This is a genomic window from candidate division WOR-3 bacterium (assembly GCA_039801085.1).
Classification (GTDB): Bacteria; Hydrothermota; Tepidihabitantia; order Tepidihabitantales; family Tepidihabitantaceae; genus JAOABP01.
In genome coordinates, this window is sequence record JBDRTY010000002.1 from 320,640 (window position 1) to 339,821 (window position 19,182).

The window sequence follows — 19,182 nt, forward strand, 5'->3', positions numbered from 1 at the left end:
TATGCGTGGAATGTCACTGATCGTGCAGGTAATGACCGGATTGCTTGCCGGCATCCTGCTGCTCTATGGGTGGTATGTTATTCTGCACGGACATTTGACTCCTGGTGGTGGCTTTGCCGGCGGTGTACTGGTGGCAGCGGCATTGATCCTAGTTTCGCTGGCATTCGGGGCAGTTGAGCAGGTGGAGCGCAGGGAGTATATTCTGTCATCGATTTTTGAAAGTTCCGGCGGAGTGCTGTTCCTCGGGCTGGCGCTTGCCGGCTATTTTGCTGCCGACTACTTCTTCCGGAATGCCGGGCTATTTTATATCGGCAGACCGCTGGAACTGGTGAGTGGTGGAATAATACCGCTGGCGAACATTGCAATCGGGCTCAAGGTTGGTGCCGGGCTGTTTGCCATCTTTCTGGCGCTTGGTGCCTCAAGATTTGTGATGAAGGAGTAGCAAGGATGATTCCCTATCTTGCCTGTGTGCTTCTGTTTCTCATCGGCCTGTATGTGGTTATTTCCAAACGCAACCTGATTAAGATTGTTATCGGATTCTCGCTTATTGAATATGCAGTCAATCTGTTCTTCGCCCTCGTAGGGTTCAAGAAGGGGGCACTGGCGCCGATTATCACTCAGCCCGAGCAGGTTCGGATGGGAGTTGCCAGGAATTTTGTTGATCCGGTACCCCAGGCGCTGGTACTGACCGCAATTGTCATCGGACTCTCTACGACCGCTCTGATGCTTTCGCTGGCGATGCGGCTTTATGAGAAATACAAGACCTTTGATATTTCAGAAATCAGACGGCTGAAGGGATAACGATGGAAGGCAGGATACTACCACTGTTTGTTGCTGTCCCGCTTGCCGGGGCGTTTCTGGTGCCACTGCTGTCCAAGCTATGGACCAGGTTTGCAGATCTGATTGCCAGCATTGCCAGTGCTCTGTTGCTCGGAGTTTCGGTTTATGGCTGGCTGATGGTCAATACTGGCGGCTTGCCGCTTCATTACTGGGTTGGTGGCTGGCGGATAATCGGCATCGCGATGTGGTTTGACGCCCTGACCGCACTGATTGTACTGATTATCAATATTGTTGGGTTCTGTGCTTCACTTTATTCAATACGGTATCTGGACCGCTATACCGGGGGGCGGTGGAAGTTCTTTACCCTGTTGCTGCTTTTGATTGCAGGATTGAACGGCTTGGCGATTTCCGGTGACCTGTTTAATATGTTTGTATTCATCGAGATTTCAGCAATCGCCAGCTATGCGCTGGTAGCGTTCGGCACTGAAGAGGAAGAGGTGGAGGCGGCGTTCAAGTACATGGTCCTCGGTGAGGTGGGGGGGGCAGTTCTTCTGTTCGGAATTGCTCTGATTTATGCCCGCGCATCAACCCTTAATCTCGCTCATCTTTCGCAAGTACTCGCCGGGTTCGGCAGGACACCATTTTACTGGTTTGTGATTGCGACACTTTTGATCGGATTTGCGATTAAGATGGGTATGGAGCCATTCCATGCCTGGCTGGCAGATGCCCATTTCTCCGCTCCGGCGCCCATTTCAGCAATGCTGTCCGGTGTCTTTATCAAGGTCACCGGTGTTTATGCGATGAGCCGGTTGATGTTCAATGTCTTCGGGGTCTCGCGGGCAGCGACGCCGGCGTTCTTCAATCTGCTGATTGCCTTTGGGGCAGTTTCCATGGTGCTGGGCGGGCTGCTTGCCTACACTCAGAATGATTACAAACGGCTCCTGGCATATTCCAGTATCAGTCAGATCGGATATATTCTCGTCGCACTGGGGATTGGTAACTTCTGGGGGGTTGTCGGTGCCCTGTTTCATATTTTCGCTCATGCGCTGGGCAAGGGCACGCTGTTTCTGGCATCCGGTTCGGTGGAGCGTCAGACGGGCACAAGGGATCTTGAGCAATTGAAGGGGCTGGAGAAGACAATGCCGGCGACCACCTGGTCACATATTCTCGCTTCATTCTCTATGGCTGGGCTGCCGCCGTTTGCCGGCTTTTTCTCGAAACTGTTTATCATCATTGGTGCAGTTGCTGCCCGGATGTACTGGCTGGCATTTCTTGCGGCGCTGTTTTCAGCGGTGACGCTCGGCTATCTGACCAAAGTGGTCAATATGGCGTTTTTTGCCAAGAAGGATGGTCCGGTGACTTCAGCAAGGGAGGCACCGGCGCTGATGGTGCTGGCGATGCTGGTGCTGGTGGTACTTACGGTGGTGGTTGGCGTCGGATTCCGGGGTGTGCTGGATCATCTGGTCGGTCCTGCTGCGCGGGTGCTGCTCAACGGCTTGGAATATGCCCGGCTGGTTCTGGGAGGGTAAAGTGGCAAGACGATTTGCCTATTTCATTGCCGGTTGGATCATCTGGCTGCTTCTGGGCTGGACACTGAATTATCAGGAGGTTATTGCCGGTGCTGCGGTGGCACTCATTGCCGCCGGAATGTTTGGGGGCTACCTGCCGCTCCAACCCCGTAAATTGCTTAATCCGGTGCGCTGGTTCTGGCTGCTGATTTATATACCCGTATTCGGCTGGCAGTGTCTGAAGGCAAATATTGATGTGGCACTGCGGGTGCTTTCGCCAGGTCTGAATCTGAAGCCGGGGATTGTTAAAATTAAAACGAATTTGAAGAGTGATATTGCCAAAGTTTTTCTTGCTAATTCGATTACGATGACTCCAGGGACGCTGACGGTCGAGATCAAGGATGATACGCTCTATATTCACTGGATTGAGATCAGAAGTGATAATCCGGAGGAGATGGCGAAGATGATCAAGGGTCCGTTTGAATTTTTCCTGAAGAAGATCTTTGACTGAGGAGGCGGAATGGTGCCAATTATCATTTTAGTGCCGGCGGCGCTGTTCTGCCTGTACCGGGCGCTGGTCGGACCTTCAATTGCTGACCGGGCGATTGCGGTGGATATGATGGGGGTGGTATTTTCGGCGATTACGGCACTGGTGGCTTTACAGTACACACTGAGTTATCTGCTGGATATCTCCATTGCGCTGGCGATCATCTCCTTCATCGGTGCTCTGGCACTGGCAAAGTTTCTGGAAAAAAGGAGTCTCGATGATTAGCGTACTGGCGCTGATCTTTCTCTGGCTCGGGGTGGTGTTTGTGCTCCTGGGTGCACTGGGACTGGCGCGATTTCCCGATCTTTACAACCGGATGCAGGCGGCAACCAAGTGTGTTACTCTGGGGGTCTGCGGGATCATGATTGGAATATTTCTGCGGTCGGGATTCAATCCGCTCGGGATCAAGGCACTGCTGGCAGCAGTGTTTATTCTCTTTACCGTGCCGGTCTCCAGCCATGCGCTCGTCCGCGGGTCACTGATTGCCGGGGTCAAGCTCTGGAAAGGTACGGTCCGGGATGAGTTCACTGCCGATCGGGGCGGACCTTCAATCATTGACAATTCGATGACGGATCAGGAGGGGAAATGAGAGTTCCGTTACCCAAGGTCCGAGAGCTGATTGAGGCGTTGCGGGCGGTATTTACCGGGCCATTTACAACTAAATTCCCCAAGGCGGTGGATTCTGTCCATCCCAACTTCCGAGGGATACTGAAGTTTCGCGAAGACCGCTGCATCTGCTGTGGTGCTTGCTCACAGGTGTGTCCGACTGATGCCCGGGAGCTGATTCTGGACCGGGAGAAGAGGGTCATGCGCAACATCCATCATGCAGACCGGTGCATCTACTGTGCTCAGTGTGTCAAAGGCTGTCCAACCGAGGCAATCTACCATACTCCGGAATTTGATCTCTCCCGGACAGAACGGGGCGGCTGGGATACGATGGTGGAAAAGGAACTTATCTACTGTGAAGCCTGTGGGGAACCGTTTGCTACCCGGGAACAGTTGCTCCACATTGGGAGAAAAGTTGGAGATCTGATTAATGCCAATCCTACTCTTCTGCTGGTTCACTACCAGCAACTGGGCTTGGCGGTTCTGGAGTCGGCACCCGCGGGTGCTCTGCCCTACCGTTCGGGAACGATGCGGATTCTCTGCCCGGACTGCCGGCGTCGGGTCTACATGACCGAGCAGTGGGGCTACTGATAAAGTCCGCGGTGGGATTTAACTTAAGTGAGGTGTGATTTTCGGATATTTAAAGAATATAGTTTTAAAAGGTGCGGGAACTTTTGCTGGATAATACGAATTCTTCTTCTTAGAGCAAACCGGTCGTTATAACCGAGTAATTTCCAAGCTTCGGACTTTATACCTCCACATTTTTTAAGTGCTGCTTCGATGTAAGCAAGTTCCATCTTTGCCAGTTCTTCAGAAATATCGATGCCCTGTTCCAAGATTTCTACCTTTAAAGAATAGCCAGTGGTTTCGTTCTTGTTCCTTATTTCCATGGGTAAATCATCGATGTTGATGACGCTGCGTTGATTGTAATCGGCATAGATTGCCGCCCGCTCAATGCAAGATTTTAGCTCTCTAATGTTTCCTGGCCAGTGATAGTTTTGGAGATAGTCGATGGCGCTCGGGTGGATATCTTCACACCTGCTTTTCCCCTTCTGGTAATGCTGTCTGAGGAAATATTTTGCCAGAAGCGGTATGTCATCTTTACGCTCTCGCAGAGGTGGAACATAAATTTCTACTGTTTTTAGACGGTAATATAAGTCTGGTCTAAATTTACCTGCTTTTATTGCATTCTTTAGGTCGATATTTGTCGCGGCTATAATTTGAACATCTAATTTAATTTCATCCGTTCCGCCGACACGACAGAATTGTTTTGTATCTAGAAACCGAAGTAACTTTACCTGCACTTCCGGGTCCAAATCCCCAATTTCATCAAGGAACAAAATACCAGTGTCAGCTTTTTCTAAATAACCGATTTTTCGGCGATCTGCACCGGTGAAAGCACCTTTTTCATGGCCGAACAACTCGCTTTCAACTATGTTTTTCGTAAGAGCTGATATCGCAAGTGCTACGAAAGGTCCATTCCGTCTTGGATTTGTTTTGTGAATTGTGCGTGCGACGAGTTCTTTCCCTACGCCGGTTTCGCCGGTAATTAAGACCGAGATTTCCCCGTTGTTGGAGATCATCTGAATAATTTTCTTGATTTCTTTAATTGCTGGGGTGTTGCCAATCAGCTCGGCCGGTTCTAACTGGTGTAATTCATCTTCTAGTATTTTTACTTTTTTCTCCAGCCTTTTCTTCTCAAGCGTTCTTTTGATTATATTTTTGAATTCCCAGACAGTAATTTTGTCTTTTTGTATAAAATCGTCGGCTCCCAGTTTTATTGCCTCAACGGCAGTTTGGATATCGCCGTATGCGGTCATGATGATCACAGGTATGTCTGGATAATAGGTTTTGGTGTATTTTAAGAGTTCGATACCATCTTTGTTAGATGGTTTCGTATCATCTAAACGAATGTCAATTAGTGCAATATCAGGCTTTTCTTTCAGTAGTAATGTTCCTGTGTCAAATGTATGGGCTTTTAGAATGAGATATTGGCTTCCTAATACAGCTGCAAGTGAATTTAAATACTCTTCATTATCGTCAACGAGTAATATTTGCGGAATCACTCCAACATGTTACATAATCATCACCAAAAAATCAAGTTAATTTGTGGGGTTATAAATTATAATCAATAGGGAAGTAAGGCTCCAATTCTTCCTGCCAAATGATTTTTTGATATATTTCCTCTTCAACCGCTCGGAGCAGTTCTCTTTTCTCATCTCGACTGATAAAGGCAAATTTAAAAGCGTGTTTAACTAATCGGAGCACTTCCCATTTAGATAACCAGAGTTTGTTTTTATTATCATGGGCGTTTTGATAAAGCCGAGCCGCCTCTACAAACTCGTGGGAAAGTGTGCTGTTAGCGGAAAATATCGGATCATCAGTGTTAATCGTGCAGGGAATACCGTGCTGAATAAAATGAAACAAGGGATAATTTTCTTCGATTAATTGATTGGTGAGCAGGTTGCTTTTCGGACACAACTCAATGCAAATCTGAAGGTCCCGGGCGAGGTCCATTAAAAATTTATTGTTTCGGAGAGTTAAACCATGACCGATGCGGTTAGCATGAAGCAGATAAATTGCTTTCCAGATATTTTCCGCTGTTGCGGATTCCCCTGCATGGACAGTGATGGGAATACATAATCGAAAAAGTGGTATAAATTCATTAATATAGCGTTCAACATCAGCAGCGGTTTCTATACCCGAAAGGTCAAATCCAACCAGGCGGCTGGGTTTCCATTCATAAAGGAAACTGCTAGGTGTCAAGGGAGTATCTAATTGATTTTCTTTGAGTAAGTGCAGGATTTCCCGTTGACGGTAGACTACGGTTGCCGCTATTTCCTGCGCAATTTGTTCTGGGGATTTATGTCTTTTGCCGGAGAATATGAAATTGGGCCAGATAAACCGATGTTGAGTGAAGTATAAATATGCGCTGAAAAGGTCGGCGCCATCAAAAAGCGCCTGAATTGATTCTTGAAGTATCAGATTTTTTTTGCAATAACCATCTGGGGCAACGCGTAGTTCAGTATAACGAACATTATCGCGCGTTGCTTTTTCCAAGAAATTGGCGACCGCGATCACAATATTCTCGTAATACTGCAGTTGGACAGAGCCGCAGAATATGTCTGGTCGTAAATAATTTTTAAGGGATCTTTTTTTGCCTTGCGCCGTTGTTCCGAGGGATAGTAATTGACTAATCAGTCCGGGTTGTTTGGGACTGTTAGCGCTAATAGAAGCGTTAATCTCTTCATAGAACTTAGTAATATGTTCTCCGTATTCTTGTAAGTTTCCGTTTCCTAGATGAGTGGAAATATTTTTTTGGGCTTTTTGCAGGTGGTCGATAATAACCGGTGGATAATCGTTAGTGGAGAATAATAACTTTCTTGACCACTTATTCCAGAAATTTCGAATGTCTTCGCTTGTTTTACCTTCACAAACACCTAAGAAAACAATAAAAGTGCAAATAAATTCATCCCGATCAAGTTCGATACTACCTTTATTCAACTTCTGACAATACCGATAATAATGATAACTGAGAAAAAGCTCTTCAGGGGTAAAATTATTTTCCAGTTGTTCTGGCCATTTATTCTGATTTTCATGAAGAAACTTGTTTAGCCACTTCCAATAAACATTGTTATTCTGCCCATTAGATTTTTGAGCGATTGAAATCAACTCATTTTTGAATTTTTCTAATATATCGTTTAAATTTATATTTTCACCGCACAGTTGCAGGTTTTCTTTCCAGTAATCAAGCGGGTTGATGTTTGTTGAACGAAAGCGATGAAAAAGGACATTTAAAGAGAGATGGAACACTAGGTCAACATCCATTGTACCACCCAGGTGACAGTGGAGCTCTGCTTTAGGTATTTCTTTTATCCACTGGTGCGCCAAACGGGTGGCAAGTGTATTTTTGTAATAAGATTCTGAGCTACTGACGTCTAAAAATGGTTCGGTCTGTAGTTTTCGACGCAGATAATTGGGCAGTTGATATAATTTGCTAAAATTACGCGCTTTGCCAATTGAACTTCGCTCGATTTGTGCGAGTATATGTCTACTTCGTTCCAGTTTAGCAATTAATGCCGGCAACTGGTATATTCTGTGTTTATATACATAACCTAAAGCACCTTCTTCCAGCGCCCGTTCAATGTTCTCAATATTCAGACTTAATGAAAGAACAACGACATCAAAAATTGCCGGACGATCATGTCCTTTTAAATTACGATTGACCGCGGTTCGGAATTTTATCAACTCTCTGATAATCCTGTTCCCGTTGTTATAATTTCCCAAAAGCAAGTCAACGGCGATGAAATGGTACTGGAATTTTTTAGTCTGACTATCAAACAGGTCGATTTCTTTTTCTTCTTTAGGGGACGATGAATCATTCGAGGATGATATTTTTCTTACGCGCAACTTGCCTTGATTTTTATACATTAAAGTTAAAAATTCTCTGTCGATGAATTTTCTCCATTCGTTTTCAGTCGTTATATGAATATTTACATTCTGCCCGAATTCGTTAACGATTTTTCTTAAGGGTTCTACTAAATTATCCGGGTTGTCATCAATTACAAGTATGCTGAGATTTTTGATTTCACGGGAATTGACTTTAATACAATTTTGGCGGTCAAGGTTTTCAAGAAATGTCAGATATTCACGATAACCCTTGTTCGAGGTTTCTTGTTCCATCTGTCTTAAATAATCGTGTTCAATTTTGGCTGGTGTGTTGTTGTTTATAGGTCCCCATAGCTCAGGAGGATATGAGTTAATGGCTAATCCATTTACCGGCATTTGCAGTAGCAATTCGTTAATCTTTTGTAGCAGATTGTAGGGGGAGGCGGTTGCTGCCTTACCCTTTTCCTCTAGGTATTTACGGAGGATACAGGTTCTATTATAAATTGATTGCGCATGGTCACCATGTGGTAAGGTTTCTAAGGAGAAGAAAAGTATCCGATTTCTGTCGGGTATATTTTCAATTATGTCCTTTATTTTTACTTCGTTTTCATCCCGACAGTGGTCACATAGGAAAACGATGGTAACATTAATGTCACTTTCAATTTCTATCATTAAATTATTAAGAACATTATTTAATTCATCGAGCCCGAGTTTTAAGCCACAATTATTCCTATTTTGATTGCAGGGGAAAACTAATTCAAACCTAGGATTGCTCATCTCGGGTATATTGTTTTAATTTTTCTAAAAGATCGTTGAGCAGTCGGAACCAGTCTGAGAAATTACCGATGGGGTGATTTATTATACAGGCAAGTTCATCCCAGCCGTCATAGTTAAGTATTTTTTTAACATCTTCTAATGTTGGGGTATCTGGGTGTTCAAGAATCTCCATAAATTTTGCCAGCTTGGATTCATTATCGAGGCGATATCCTCCTGAGGTTTGTTTTTCAAAACCGCACAGCAAAATGATTTTATCCCAAACGGGTTGCCATTCTTTTTGACATTCGACGAGCAATAGTTCTTCAATATTATTTAGCAATTCCCCCAATTCCTTGAGTTTTTGTTTAAATTGCGTAACCTTTATTGTTTGTTGAAGGAAAGCAATAGGATTATCTTTTGAAATTTCCGGGTAATCATATATCTCTGCCAGTCGTTCTAAAGACAGAGCTGTCGGGGCAAAAAGGTTGATAAGTCGGTGTTTGAGCACATTGAAAGAATTAACTCTTTTTTGAAAAAAGACAGTAAAAATTGTGTCAAAATCTGCATTCGGGTTCAACTTGGTTTCCTCTCTTATTATCTTGCTAAATATTTTTTTGTTCTCTTTTACAAGTGAGTAATCACGTATAACTTTAACTTTATGTTTTAAACAATCAAATTTTTGTTTTAAAATATTGTGAGTAGCAATGAATACTTGGTGATCTTCCGAGTTTAGTTTTTGTGCCAGAGGCTCTAGATTTTTATTTAGATTTTCGATTTTCATTGTGTTTACCCATATGATGGCATTTTCTTCGATGCGAATATCACTCGCATCGTCTGTAAAATTGATACGAAATTTATTATCGATCTTGTAAGCAAAATTTTTATTGCTATTTCTATTATCAAACCATGCCTGCCATTCTGGGATATTACCGATAAACCTGTCAGATTTTATGTCCGGTGAAGTTATTATTACCTGAATTTTAGCCATCGTCTGATTTTACTCAATTTTTGTGTTTAAGGCAACTTGGACCAGAAAGAATTTTGAAGGCTCGGTAGTCAGATACTGCTGAACGATGTTGAAGTCCAGAAACGGTGCATTGTCCGGGATATCACCGGTAGTCTTTCCCCTTCCGGAATGAACGATGACATAGGGGATTCTAGTTTTAAACATACGGACAGTCTCTTCAAGATTTTTGCCCAACATTGCGGCGATTTCCTTAAGTTTACTGGCGTGGATTAGAAGGATGTGAACCGGCACGTCTTTTTCTAACTCGAACCGGCTGTTATTAACATGCTGAAAATAACGCATTTCAACATCCACCATTCTATTGCTGTCTGATTCTGCGTTATCGATCAGCCAAATTGTTTCATTGCCGTCGTCCCCCTTTTTCACACTCCGGGCTATATATATGCCCATCCAGTAGAGTTTTTCAACGAGATTAACATTCTTATCTTCTACCGCCTTTAATTTTACCGCCTCTTGTGCAATCCGTTCATCAATAACCAGCACATTCATCAAAGCCGACTCAACGAACTGACGGATGATCAGTCCTCCCAGTCTCTCAGGATCAATGTGGAAAAGGAAGTTGAAAAAAGGGTCACTGTAAGAAGCAAACTGATAAAAGTAAAGTTGGAGTTTGGTGCGGTCCATGCTCTGAAGTTGACCGAGGATGTTATGATGACGCAAGAGGAGAATCTTAAGGTATTTGTTATTCAAAATTTCATTTATTCCCACCACTGTTTTAGGAAACTCAATTTTGATTTGATAATTTATGTTATTTATATTTTGGGTCCATTTTTTAGATCTGTCAACGTCTTCAAAATAGATTACCATGTGATATTTTTTGTCTTTAATCAGGTCTTTAAGATGCAGGTCATACGCTTGCAGCAGAAATTTGTCGGGGTGGGTTGGCTGTAGATCCAGATTTCCTTTTATCTGTTTCTGGGGTAATTTCAGAGTTTCGGGAAGATTTACATTGGCATCAAGATAAAGGAGGCTGTAATTGGTGTCGCTGTCATTTATTATATCATCAGGGGGAATTACCCTTATCCCCTCAACTTCCCACTTGTTCCGATCTAGGATATTGTTGATTACATTTTGATTCAATATAGCGAGTAACTGTCTGGACTTTTCCAATCGGATAATGTAGCAGAATCTTTTTTTATCATCGCAGTTATTCCAGATTCCTTCCGGACATTCGCGGACTTCGATGTAATCGGGATTTTCAGTATCTACCTCCTTCAGCTGAGCATTACTTAAGAATGCGGCGCAGACTTTTATTTCCTTCAAACCCCAATTCCCCGGGGTGACTTCCCCCGTCAGGGGGTCAATTACCTTCTGGCAGATTTTATTGTTAAGAAAGTTCACAATGTTTACCAATGTTTTTTCCTCCCGCACCTTTTGAGCAGAATAGTCGGTGCTGGCACTCAGGAGAAGGTAAGCGAATCTGCTGTCGCGGGGGAAACTGCTGTCTAACAGTTCAGACGAAGGGAAAATAACGATTCGCAACTCCAACTGGTCATTTTGAGATTTATTATGGCGGTGTTTAGCAGCATTTCTGAGCAGACCTTTAACAAGGGAATGGAAAGCCTGAACTGCAAGGTCAGCACCCCGTGCCCAGACCAGAAAAGGTTTGGTATTTTCATACTCACAGCTGAATTTAATGTCCCTGCTTGGTTCCAGCAGGGCAATGGTAAAGTCAACCAGATCCGGATCTTCGATTATCCTTTCTTGGTTGGCACTATTTTTAATTCTGATTTTGGGTAATACCCAGGTTATTCCTTTATTATTTTCCGCATAGCCGTATTTTATTTTTATTTGCGAAAGGGAGATGAAGTCGGAAAGATTGAGGAAGTGCATGACCAGAGGATTTTGGAACAGAGGCTGGATGAAGAATTGATGAAATTCAAGCCCAAGCCCCCATCCAGGCCATCTGGTTGCCATTCGGGCGATAAAATTCTCCTGTTTATGGCGTTGGATTGAGTGTTGGATATAGGCGCGTCTCAAGATTTCATAAAGCAGCAGTTGCCGATCAGTTTTTTTTGTGCAATGGAGGTCTTGATAGTAATTTGACGTCAAATTACCTTTTACTTCCATCCCAAGCGCTTTATGATTTCCTCACAAAATGTATCAAGGCGGTTCTGGATCCCGGTTTCAATATGAGAGTCGTAGTGAGAGAGATTCCGAGCCATAATCGCTGCGACTGCGGACCGCCGGGCATGTTTCCGGAGTTCATAGCTCAGTGTGCTGTAAAACAGTCCTAACAGTGCCTTCTGGATTACTATATGGTTAAAATTAAAAAGAAAAGACAAGAAATTCTCGTGCTCAGAAAAAGCTTCAAATTCTGTAATTATAATGATAGCAAGATAGTATACATCATAAAGATGTATAGGCAAATAGAGTAGGAGATCGAATCCCAGTGCCATATGTATGTCAAAGATCGTTAAACAATATTTGAGCGTGTGCTCTATTTTGGTTGTTTTATAATTTTGGGATGAGTCCCCGCTTGTAAATTTTTTCACGAAATCGGCCTCTAATTCATATTTACTAGCTAGCTGAATAATCGCACTATCTATTTGGTCCCTGTTTTGATTATTATTTATCATTCCTATTATTTTACAGTAGAGGTCGATGTAAGTGGTTGTATTCTTATAAAAATAGATATCAATATATTTTTTGAGGAAATTCCATTTTTCGGAATTTGCTACCGCCAAGATGCTATTCTTGGGCAGAAGGAAATCGGATAGTGATGGCAAGTTTTCTAGATTTAGGACAATTCGGTTATAAAAAGAATCGATCCCTCCAAAAAAGAATTTGTTTATTTTCGATAAATTATCTTGAAATTTATCTTTTTCAGTAGAAGGTTCAGGAACGTAATAAAACACTCTATTGAACACCGGTTCGCTGATGTTTAAGGCTTGCCGTAGATCGTCCGCTTTAATGGTTAGGACGAAATAGATCTTTTTTCCTTTATTGTAATTAATTCTATTTATGAAATCTTTCGTTGACTCGGCTATTTTTACTAGCCAGCTGGGATAGTAATCCTGATTCATTTTTCCGGTTTCAGTTTTCTGTAAAGACATACCCAGTACCCCCCGGATTCGGAATCCGATTCTTTGTAGATAAATCCATCCGGCACAAATCCATATTTGCGCAGAGTTCTGAGATAAGGATCGGGGGCGTGAAGTATGTAGTTGATTAATTCTTGACGAGTAAAGATTCTTCTTTCTTTAGGTGCGAGTCGGGTCAAGATTACGGCATAGTCAAGATTAAGTAATTTTGCCAGTTTTAACCGATAAATGAGCATGTCCTGCCACAAACCCTGCTGGCGATATTTTTGCATAACACAGGCGGAAACAAGATGTAGCGCATTGCCTCGGGGATCACTGGTGCGCGAAATATCGGCATCCGGATAATTATCTAATTCCATCCATCTTGCCATTGCTAGCTGTCTTAATTCTCCTGTCGGTTTAAATTTGATGCGCTGGGAGGTAGCAAAACCAACCATTGTCCCATCAAGGTTGAAGGCGCCGACACAGCCGGCACTGAAATTTTGCAGCCTCGATGCCAGATTATCCCGCGAAGCCTGTAGCTGCTTGGGCCAGCAGATTTTTTCCAGTTTTAATACCGAATTCAGGTACTCCGGGCCGATGTTTTTTATTAAAAATGCTCGACGATTCTGAATTTTTCCCTTGTTGATGCCGACAATAAGAAGATTTGTAAGGAAACGGTATTTCCGGCTGAAATTTTTACAGAACTGGAGAAGCTCTCTGGTATTATACAAATTCTGTGGTAAAAGACGATAGTAATCATCTAGGAGAATGGTGGGTTCATCAGCATAGTCGATACTGTAACCACTCCAAGCAGGCGGTAGTAACACAAAATACCGGAGGGTGTATTTATTGCTAAGCGACCGTAACATTTTTTTATAGGAAAGATACTCCCTGCGCATCGCCGTGTTTTTTATAAATTCGGGGTTCATAGTTCCGTTTATAATTCCCCGCCGGCCTGGTTGCGAATCCCCTAATGAATATGCAAGTAAACCGAACATGGCATTTGCAGGACGGGAGTACTGACTTAGGTGTTTGAAAAACTGGAAAACCGCCGATATACCGAGAGGGCCTCCAAAGTTAAATACTAAGCCACTGCCCGGGGGCAGGGGAACATAGGGCGGATTTGCGAGCAGAATATCAAAGGTCTGCTTGTGCAAGGTTAAACGCGGGCAGAGATATGGATTAAAGCCGGCATTAGCGTCTACCTTGCAGGGGATAATTAGATTGCGAAGTCCAAACGATTTAATTCTTTCTACTAGGTAATCATAGGTGCGCGGGTCCTTCTCTGTTGCTACGATTTTTGAAAAATAATTTTTATAATGCCTTGCAAAATATATTGCATAAGTACCTATTCCTGCAAACAGATCAAGCATCTTCAGAGCGGCTGCCGGGGGACCAAAGTGTGCGGTTAGATACTCCTCCAAGATAAAGGCACTTTGCCAGAATTGACTGGCAAATTTCAATGGGTTACAGAACTCTGCGGGTAGTCCCGGCACGGCGGTTAATTTTCTGAGGAAAGACCGATTTTCCATCTGTCCCCGAGGGTCCGAATTTTTACGGATAGACTTGGACACCGGTTGTTCCCTCCACCTTTTTTACCACTAGGTCTATAACCCACTCACCGACCGGGTCGTACTTATAGAAACCTGCAACGCCTTGGAAATCGCTGAAATTCTCAAGTCCGGTCTTAATTTTTTGAGGAACAGTGCCGTACTTGCTGAATATTGGGGTAAGGAGGTTGAATAGTGCATCGAATTCAATGACGGAATTCCAATTCGGGAGCGCCCCGAAGCGGGTTTCAAATTTTTTTACTATCGCTAATGTTAATGTATCAGTGACGGATGAAGCGTCAAATGCAGGGGTAGTGTAGTAAGTACCTTCCAATGCTTCCTTTGCAAGGCTGATGGTAGGTTCGACAGAAAAGTTATAGCTTCCAAGTATGTAGCCTTTGTACTGCAGTTCCTTTGTTTGCTTGAGCGCAATTCCGTTAGCTTTACCATATCCGTAGATATATATCGCTTCCGGCTTGGCAGCAATTAATCTCCTAATAGACGCCCGGAAGTCAGTTCCGTCTTTTTCAAATGCTTCGGCTTTAAGAATTTGTCCTCCCAAGCGGTGAAAATGCTGACTGAACATTTTCATTGCTGCTTCACCAAAGGCATCGTTAATGTAAAAAATGGCGATTTTTCTTATTCCCATTTTATTAAATGCAAACTCTGCCATTTTTAAAGCCTCATGTTTACTGGTAGGAAAATTTCTGAAAACCCAGTCACTAAGAGAGGTAATTTCAGGATGGCCGCAGTTGGCGAACAGAACTACCCCTTTCTGCTCCGCTTGATTATAAATCGCCATACTTGGAGAGCTCATTACTGTAATGATCAAGGGCACACGATCAACCGTTACGAGTTTGTTGAATGCACTTACAGTTAATTTCGGTTCATTCTGATCATTTTCGTAAATAAGCTGGAGTTTCTTACCGTTGATTCCGCCTCGTGAATTTATTTCTTCCACCGCCAAGTCAAGGCCAATTTTGTGCTGCTGTGCAATTTCAGCGGCACTCCCAGTAAGAGGTAAAATTACGCCGATCTTTATTGCTTGGGGTTCTTTCTTGCAATCTATTTGACCTAGTACCGTCAAAACTGCGGTCATAAGTATGCCAATTTTTATTCCATTGTGCAAGCTTTCCTCCTTTTATTTGTTTGGCTTCATACAATTCTATAGTAAGCAAATTGCGTTCCTTGTCAACAACCACACAAAAGCTTTCTGAAAAGCCAGCCGATGGGATTTGATCGTCACAATCAAGTGATAACAGAATCACCTTGCGTTCATTTCTGAATCATCTTTTCCTTTGCACACGCTGGCACATAATTTGCAGATGTAGTTTAAAATAGGTTGAATGTGATGTTACTGCAGTTTATTGCCAATGGTTTGGTTGAGGGAGTTGTTTTAGGAATGTTTGCTTTGGGGTTTAGTATAATTTATAATTCAAGCAGAGTATTTAATTTCGCACAAGGCGGGATATTTACTGTCGCTGGGTACATAGTGTACCTCTCTTGGAAAATTTTAAATCTGCCAATAGGCGTTGGAATAATGCTGGCGATCATAGGTGCGATTGGACTAGGGATGCTGCTTGAGAGATTGATTTTCTATCCTTTATATAGGCAACAGTCTTCACCTGCCATTGTGATTCTAAGCAGTTTAGGTAGTTATTTGGTCATTGTTAACTTGATTGTTCTTATATTAGGTAATGAGACTAGGGTTCTGAGGTCTGGGGTAGAGGAAACGTTGAAATTAGGGGGGGGCATATTAACCAAAATTCAGGTTTTTGGGGGGTGCACTGCACTGATTCTAAGTGTTCTTACAATTATTTTGCTAAGACATACTAGGTTTGGTATAACGCTGAGGGCACTGGCAGATAACTCATCATTGATTGCAGTGCTTGGACTTGGTATTCAGCGGTTACGACTGCTGAGTTTCGCTTGGGGGTCGATGTTAGGGGGAGTGGCAGGTGTGATTGCAGCATTTGATGTCGGCATCGATCCGCACGTTGGCGGGTCAGCAGTGTTAATCGGCGCCGTGGCGACAATCCTCGGTGGTATCCGAGTCATTGAAGCAGCATTCTTTGGGGGGGTGATTATCGGAATTACTAAAAACTTGGCTGCTGGGCATATTTCGGCCCGTTGGGAGTCGGCAGTTACATTTTTTATACTGCTGATTGTGCTTTTGCTTCGGCCTCAAGGAATACTGGGAAAACGCGGTAGACTGGAGGAAATTTGAGTTACTTACTCCACATACTGATTATGTGTTGTATTTATCTTATTCTCGCGCAGTCACTTAATTTGCTTGTGGGGTATACTGGTTTGCTTTCAATGGCCCATGCAGCATTTTACGGGCTCGGTGCTTATATATCAGCACTGCTAATGGTCAGGGCGGGCTGGAACTTTTTCGCTACTATTCCTGTGGCAATGGTCGGAGCAATGATACTGGCAGTGATTGTGGCATTACCGTCACTTCGGTTGCGGGGAGATTATTTTTTACTTGCGACGTTGGCTTTTCAGAGTATCATCTTTTACCTTCTCTATAACTGGATATCATTTACGCGGGGTCCATATGGGATTGCGGGTATCCCCAAGCCAGAATTTCTCGGTTTTAAGATCACTAATGTACCGGAATATTTTCTGATGAGTGCACTGATCACGGGTTTAATTTTTCTGATAGTAGGTACACTTTGTTCGTCTCCTTTTGGTCGGGTGCTTAAATCAATCAGGGAGGATGAGTTTGTCGTTGAGGCGCTGGGTAAGAACACAAGAGTTTTTAAAATTCAGGCGTTTATGACTGCTGGTGGTCTGGCAGCGGTTGCCGGTTCGCTATATGCTGCCTATGTGGCTTATATTGATCCTACCAGCTTTACTTTTGATGAATCGGTATTCATCCTTTCGATAATAATAATTGGTGGGACCGGTAATCTGAAAGGTCCAGTAGTTGGGACGCTACTGATGCTCTTTTTGCCTGAACTTCTGAGATTTTTAAGGGTTTCTGATCCCGTAGCGGCAAATGTCCGGCAAATTATTTACGGAGCTCTCCTTGTCGTGCTGATGCGAATTCGACCTCAGGGGATTTTAGGTGACTACCAGTTCGACTAATGAAATGATACGGACCGAAGGGCTGGTAAAGAGTTTTGGCGGGCTGAGAGTGATAGATGATGTTACCGTTACGTTTTACCGTGGCAAGATTACCGGTTTAATCGGACCCAATGGAGCGGGCAAAACTACCCTTTTTAATATTCTCAACGGTTTCATAAAACCGGATGAGGGGGTAATTTATCTAGGGGATATCAGAATTGACTGTTTAGCCCCGTTTCAGGTTGCCCAGTTGGGAGTGGGTAGGATGTTTCAGGATACGAGAATTTTTGCCCAAATGAGTGTGTTGGACAATGTGTTGGTAGCGATAAAGGGTCAGAGTGGTGAGACCCCTTTTAATTTATTTGCTAAATATCCCAAAATCCAGCAGGAAGAAAAGGAAAATCGGCAAACTGCGATTCGCTGGTTGGAATTTGTGGGGTTAAGTGATAAAATGCAAATCCGTGCCGAAAATCTTTCCTACGGGCAACAGAAACTCTTGGCGCTTGCCCGATTGCTTGCCGGGAATAGTAGCGTATTGCTACTGGATGAACCAACTGCTGGGGTGGATCCAGGGTTTATTCCTGTGCTTCTTGATTTTTTAAAAAGACTGAAGGAAGATGGTAAAACTATAATTCTAATAGAGCATAATATGACCGCAGTGCTTGCGGCGTGTGACTGGGTATATTTCATGGATGAAGGGAAAATTACAGCGTTCGGTTTGCCAGAAGAAGTGCTATCTGATCCTACAGTCAGAAATGCCTATCTGGGTTTATGAGTCAAGCATCTGATTTGATAAAGATCGATGATATTCATGCTGGTTATGGCAGAAAAAAAATTCTATTTGGAGTTAGTATGGTGATTCACGAGGGGGAGGTGGCGGTGCTTATCGGTCCTAACGGTTCGGGAAAATCGACACTTCTTAAGGTTATTGGTGGACTTCTTCAACCATGGCAGGGAAGGGTTTACTTCAAGGGTCGCGACATCACTCAGATTTCAACGGATGCAAGAGTCAGACTTGGTTTAGGTTATTTTCTTCAAGGAGGTGAAATTTTTAGGAGTTTGAGGGTGCAGGAAAATTTGGAGGTCGGGGGTATGGGTTTGAGTCGGATCGATTTCAATCGAGCGCGCAAAGAAATTTTTGATTTGTTCCCGCAGTTAAGAGCATATCAAAACCGGCGTGCCGGGGAACTTTCTGGAGGAGAAAAACAGGCACTCGCTTTAGCCATGGTTCTGCTGCGTCGGCCGCAACTGCTTTTACTTGACGAACCATCTGCTGGACTGGCGCCGGCGCTGGTGGAGGCAATGATTAAAAAGATTGAAAATGTTAGAAAGATTTTGGGCACGACGATTTTGTTAGTAGAGCAGAATGTCCGCGAGGCACTGAGAATCGCCACTACCGTTTTTATAATTAAAAAGGGGGTAATTCTAAGCCAAGAAGAACCTGATGTAGTGCTGGAAAAGGGAAAATTGGTTGAGGTTTTTTTTCGTTGACAACAGGAGAAATTTATTATCTAATAAATTATGGAAAGAGTATTAATCGTCGAAGACTCCATTGAGTATGCTGAGGCATTGAAAAACATTCTTAAATTTGATTATGATGTGGTTATTGCTACCAATTTAGAAGAAGCCAAGGAGAAGGCAAACGGAAATTTCGGCGTTTTTCTAGTGGATATCCGATTAAATGAGTCAGATCCAAACAACGCTGATGGTTTGTTGTTTCTCAAATGGGCTAAACACAAGTTTTGCGAAGTTCCAGTGATAATGATGAGCGCCTACCGCGAGTTTGAGGAACAGAAAGATTGTATTGCGCAAATGGGTGCAGCATTATTTCTTAAAAAACCTATAAGCATAAAGGATTTGAAAGAAGGTCTAAGATCAGTATTACGCAAAACTTGACAGAGTAAGAATGTTTTATTAATTT

At 43.3% G+C, this 19,182-nt stretch carries 19 protein-coding genes; 12 read left to right on the forward strand and 7 right to left on the reverse strand.

Features of this window, described 5'->3' with window-relative positions; translation table 11 throughout:
• The first annotated feature begins 1 nt into the window (after position 1).
• From ABIK48_05785 to ABIK48_05815, 7 genes are read left to right on the forward strand one after another with little or no spacing between them, the layout of a single operon-like run.
• The gene (locus ABIK48_05785; protein MEO0021669.1) at positions 2 to 442 is read left to right on the forward strand and encodes an MnhB domain-containing protein; all 441 of its coding nucleotides are present in this window, start codon (positions 2 to 4) and stop codon (positions 440 to 442) included.
• A gap of 5 nt (positions 443 to 447) precedes the next feature.
• On the forward strand, positions 448 to 801 hold the full coding sequence (locus tag ABIK48_05790) for a sodium:proton antiporter (protein ID MEO0021670.1): 354 nt from the start codon (positions 448 to 450) through the stop codon (positions 799 to 801).
• A 2-nt stretch (positions 802 to 803) separates the two neighbouring features.
• Positions 804 to 2,309 carry a proton-conducting transporter membrane subunit gene (locus ABIK48_05795; GenBank protein ID MEO0021671.1) on the forward strand — a complete coding sequence of 502 codons (1,506 nt, stop codon included), beginning with the start codon at positions 804 to 806 and terminating at the stop codon, positions 2,307 to 2,309.
• 1 nt (position 2,310) lies between these two features.
• Entirely contained in the window at positions 2,311 to 2,799 is a 489-nt protein-coding gene (locus ABIK48_05800) for a Na+/H+ antiporter subunit E (protein MEO0021672.1), read from the forward strand.
• 9 nt (positions 2,800 to 2,808) lie between these two features.
• On the forward strand, positions 2,809 to 3,060 hold the full coding sequence (locus ABIK48_05805; protein ID MEO0021673.1) for a monovalent cation/H+ antiporter complex subunit F: 252 nt from the start codon (positions 2,809 to 2,811) through the stop codon (positions 3,058 to 3,060).
• Positions 3,053 to 3,424 carry a monovalent cation/H(+) antiporter subunit G gene (gene mnhG / locus ABIK48_05810; GenBank protein ID MEO0021674.1) on the forward strand — a complete coding sequence of 124 codons (372 nt, stop codon included), beginning with the start codon at positions 3,053 to 3,055 and terminating at the stop codon, positions 3,422 to 3,424. Before ABIK48_05805 ends, mnhG begins: the two co-directional genes overlap by 8 nt.
• A complete protein-coding gene (locus ABIK48_05815; protein ID MEO0021675.1) occupies positions 3,421 to 4,032 on the forward strand; it encodes a 4Fe-4S dicluster domain-containing protein in 612 nt (203 codons plus the stop codon). Before mnhG ends, ABIK48_05815 begins: the two co-directional genes overlap by 4 nt.
• A 23-nt stretch (positions 4,033 to 4,055) precedes the next feature.
• Here ABIK48_05815 and ABIK48_05820 read toward each other — a convergent pair whose 3' ends face one another.
• The 7 genes from ABIK48_05820 to ABIK48_05850 all read right to left on the reverse strand — a co-directional run bounded on the left by ABIK48_05820 (position 4,056) and on the right by ABIK48_05850 (position 15,318).
• Positions 4,056 to 5,507, reverse strand: a complete 1,452-nt coding sequence (locus ABIK48_05820; protein MEO0021676.1) for a sigma-54 dependent transcriptional regulator — start codon at positions 5,505 to 5,507, stop codon at positions 4,056 to 4,058.
• A 49-nt stretch (positions 5,508 to 5,556) separates the two neighbouring features.
• Positions 5,557 to 8,502: a hypothetical protein gene (locus tag ABIK48_05825; GenBank protein ID MEO0021677.1), complete on the reverse strand. Its 2,946-nt coding sequence runs from the start codon at positions 8,500 to 8,502 to the stop codon at positions 5,557 to 5,559.
• Positions 8,503 to 8,593: 91 nt separating this feature from the next.
• Entirely contained in the window at positions 8,594 to 9,574 is a 981-nt protein-coding gene (locus tag ABIK48_05830) for a hypothetical protein (protein ID MEO0021678.1), read from the reverse strand.
• A gap of 9 nt (positions 9,575 to 9,583) precedes the next feature.
• Positions 9,584 to 11,683, reverse strand: coding sequence for a hypothetical protein (locus ABIK48_05835; protein ID MEO0021679.1), 2,100 nt, complete (start codon positions 11,681 to 11,683; stop codon positions 9,584 to 9,586).
• Positions 11,674 to 12,669, reverse strand: a complete 996-nt coding sequence (locus ABIK48_05840; GenBank protein MEO0021680.1) for a hypothetical protein — start codon at positions 12,667 to 12,669, stop codon at positions 11,674 to 11,676. Before ABIK48_05840 ends, ABIK48_05835 begins: the two co-directional genes overlap by 10 nt.
• Positions 12,636 to 14,171: a hypothetical protein gene (locus tag ABIK48_05845; GenBank protein MEO0021681.1), complete on the reverse strand. Its 1,536-nt coding sequence runs from the start codon at positions 14,169 to 14,171 to the stop codon at positions 12,636 to 12,638. The genes ABIK48_05840 and ABIK48_05845 overlap by 34 nt, the downstream gene beginning before the upstream one ends.
• Positions 14,172 to 14,193: 22 nt before the next feature.
• On the reverse strand, positions 14,194 to 15,318 hold the full coding sequence (locus ABIK48_05850; GenBank protein MEO0021682.1) for an ABC transporter substrate-binding protein: 1,125 nt from the start codon (positions 15,316 to 15,318) through the stop codon (positions 14,194 to 14,196).
• A gap of 222 nt (positions 15,319 to 15,540) precedes the next feature.
• Between ABIK48_05850 and ABIK48_05855 the strand changes: the two genes are divergently transcribed.
• Genes ABIK48_05855 through ABIK48_05875 form a run of 5 tightly spaced genes read left to right on the forward strand, consistent with a single transcriptional unit; the run spans position 15,541 to position 19,157 of the window.
• The gene (locus tag ABIK48_05855) at positions 15,541 to 16,416 is read left to right on the forward strand and encodes a branched-chain amino acid ABC transporter permease (protein MEO0021683.1); all 876 of its coding nucleotides are present in this window, start codon (positions 15,541 to 15,543) and stop codon (positions 16,414 to 16,416) included.
• A complete protein-coding gene (locus ABIK48_05860; protein MEO0021684.1) occupies positions 16,413 to 17,282 on the forward strand; it encodes a branched-chain amino acid ABC transporter permease in 870 nt (289 codons plus the stop codon). Before ABIK48_05855 ends, ABIK48_05860 begins: the two co-directional genes overlap by 4 nt.
• 49 nt (positions 17,283 to 17,331) lie before the next feature.
• Positions 17,332 to 18,036, forward strand: a complete 705-nt coding sequence (locus ABIK48_05865) for an ATP-binding cassette domain-containing protein (GenBank protein ID MEO0021685.1) — start codon at positions 17,332 to 17,334, stop codon at positions 18,034 to 18,036.
• Positions 18,033 to 18,752: an ATP-binding cassette domain-containing protein gene (locus ABIK48_05870; GenBank protein MEO0021686.1), complete on the forward strand. Its 720-nt coding sequence runs from the start codon at positions 18,033 to 18,035 to the stop codon at positions 18,750 to 18,752. Before ABIK48_05865 ends, ABIK48_05870 begins: the two co-directional genes overlap by 4 nt.
• A gap of 30 nt (positions 18,753 to 18,782) precedes the next feature.
• Complete coding sequence (locus tag ABIK48_05875) at positions 18,783 to 19,157, forward strand: response regulator (protein MEO0021687.1); 375 nt, start codon at positions 18,783 to 18,785, stop codon at positions 19,155 to 19,157.
• Positions 19,158 to 19,182: the final 25 nt, after the last annotated feature.